The organism is Pseudomonas meliae (assembly GCF_001400515.1).
In the GTDB taxonomy this organism is placed as follows: Bacteria; Pseudomonadota; Gammaproteobacteria; order Pseudomonadales; family Pseudomonadaceae; genus Aquipseudomonas; species Aquipseudomonas amygdali.
Window position 1 is genome coordinate 1 of sequence record NZ_LJQT01000209.1, and the last position, 2,045, is coordinate 2,045.

2 protein-coding genes are annotated in these 2,045 nt (G+C 52.5%); one reads left to right on the forward strand and one right to left on the reverse strand.

Going from position 1 to position 2,045, the window contains the following annotated elements:
• Position 1: 1 nt before the first annotated feature.
• Positions 2-415, reverse strand: a complete 414-nt coding sequence (locus ALO64_RS09300; protein WP_044345847.1) for an NUDIX hydrolase — start codon at positions 413-415, stop codon at positions 2-4.
• Between the two features lie 253 nt (positions 416-668).
• Between ALO64_RS09300 and ALO64_RS26625 the strand changes: the two genes are divergently transcribed.
• Entirely contained in the window at positions 669-2,030 is a 1,362-nt protein-coding gene (locus ALO64_RS26625; protein ID WP_002553760.1) for a methyl-accepting chemotaxis protein, read from the forward strand.
• The last annotated feature ends 15 nt before the right edge of the window (positions 2,031-2,045 follow it).

The following is a 2,045-nucleotide window of genomic DNA, read 5'->3' on the forward strand; positions in this document are numbered from 1 at the left end:
TCTACACCCTCTTAGGTACAAGCGTAGATTCGCGGGTAAAACTGGAACCAGAATGCCACGCGGCCTTGAAAGTTGCCCCGTCGCTTTCAAGGCCATCCAGCCAGGGCTTCTTATAGATTTCTGCGTCGTCAAGTCTTGCATCGTAGACCTGCACGATCTCGTGCCCTGGCTTGCCCGCGTAGGTAAAAATGCTCTCCAACGTGCCAATCAACCGAACGTTGCTGATCGAAAAGCCCAGTTCTTCATACACTTCCCGGACCACGGCATCGATACTCCGTTCGCCAAATTCTATGCCTCCGCCAAGAGGGCGAAAAAGCGTTTGCTTTCCAACGACGTCGTGGAATTCGTTGACCAGTATTTTTCCCTGGTGGTGAAAAACGCAAAGAGCGAAGGCACGAATGCGCGGTTCTGACATGAATAAATCTCCTTTCCAGCGTTCTGCATGAGTCACACACAGACGTTATCAAGTTGTTGTTCAGCCATTATTCAGGTGAATAGCTGACCGACAGCCACCTTGCAATTTAATTCCGTGCAAACTTACAATTAATTGTCATGTATTAACCGTTATCGTACGACCAGACAGGCAATCTGGATCCTAATCAGATTTCGGAATTTACATCAGGATTTTCCGACGTTTAGTTGACCAGCGCGCTAAAGATTTCGATTCGATGACCGATGAAGGTGGCAAGCCCAAACTGTCCCGGATAGCCACAATGTTTAACTCTCAGTTGAAAAAAACCAATAAGGCATTGGAGCGCCGCCTCGCCATGCTTGAACAAGCAGGGCAAATTCTGAATCTGGAGACAGTTGCCGCCGTTCTGGACGGGGCGGGCAAAGTGCAGTCAGTCAATGCCTTGTTCGAGACAGAACTGAGCTATGCACAAGCCGAGATTGCCGGGCGCAGTCTCTCTGAGTTGAGCCCGCCAGAGCTGAGCGCTGATGTTCACCAGAAGCGTGCTCTGGCTGCTATTCGGGATGGCAAACATTTCAGCGGCACGTTGCGCCTGGTCAGCAAAACAGGGGCCAGGGTGTGGCTGAGAACTGTGGTTGTCCCCTTTAAAAACGAAACCGGCGGTGTGGAGCAGATCACGCTGTACTCAAGCGTTTTGACACGCACCATCGAAGCCTCTCGCGAGAACGAAGCCCTCGTGAACGCACTGCAACGGTCAACCGCCGTTATCGACTTCACCCTCGATGGAATAGTCATCGCAGCCAATGACAACTTTCTGAAGGCAATGGGCTACGAGTTGCATCAGATCAAGGGAAAACATCACAAGATTTTTTGTTTACCTGAAGAGTCCGCCTCGGACGCCTACACGCTGTTTTGGGAAAGGCTGCGTCGGGGTGAATTTATCGTTGACCGTTTCCGGCGCGTCGACAAGTCCGGTCGTGATGTATGGCTGGAAGCGTCCTATAACCCGATTACCGACGCCAATGGCAAGCTCTATAAAATCGCCAAGTTTGCAACAGTGATTACTGAACAGGTTGAGCGTGAGAAAGCTGTCGCTGAAGCGTCGGAGATGGCCTATCAAACATCTATCGATACCGACGGCAGTGCCCAGCAAGGCCGAAAAGTCATCAAGGACACCTTGCAGATGCTGGGCCAGCTGACGATTTCGATGGAAGAGGCCACGCGGGGCATCGAGGCACTGGACTCTCAAAGTCAGGTCATTGGAACGATCATAAAAACCATCAGTGGAATCGCCGAGCAAACCAATTTGCTCGCACTGAACGCAGCTATTGAAGCCGCGAGGGCGGGCGAACAGGGCAGGGGGTTCGCGGTGGTAGCCGATGAGGTACGTCAGTTGGCCTCCCGCACGACCAAAGCGGCAGAAGAAATCGTAAACGTCGTGAAGACCAATCAGAGCCTTGCTTCAGATGCCGTGGGCGTGATTGTGCGCAGTACCGAGCAGGCTTCCGAGGCGCTGGTGCTGGCTAACGATGCAGATCGTGTCATCCAGGAAATCCAGCAAGGCGCCAACACAGTAGTTCGAGCCGTCAGTCGGTTTGTCGATCAGCGCTCGAGTTAGTTGCAAACGGCGGAA

Bases quoted from the DNA above. Each gene is read 5' to 3' on its own strand.
- ALO64_RS26625 (WP_002553760.1), top strand. From the start codon at position 669: ATGACCGATGAAGGTGGCAAGCCCAAACTGTCCCGGATAGCCACAATG.
- ALO64_RS09300 (WP_044345847.1), bottom strand. From the start codon at position 415: ATGTCAGAACCGCGCATTCGTGCCTTCGCTCTTTGCGTTTTTCACCAC.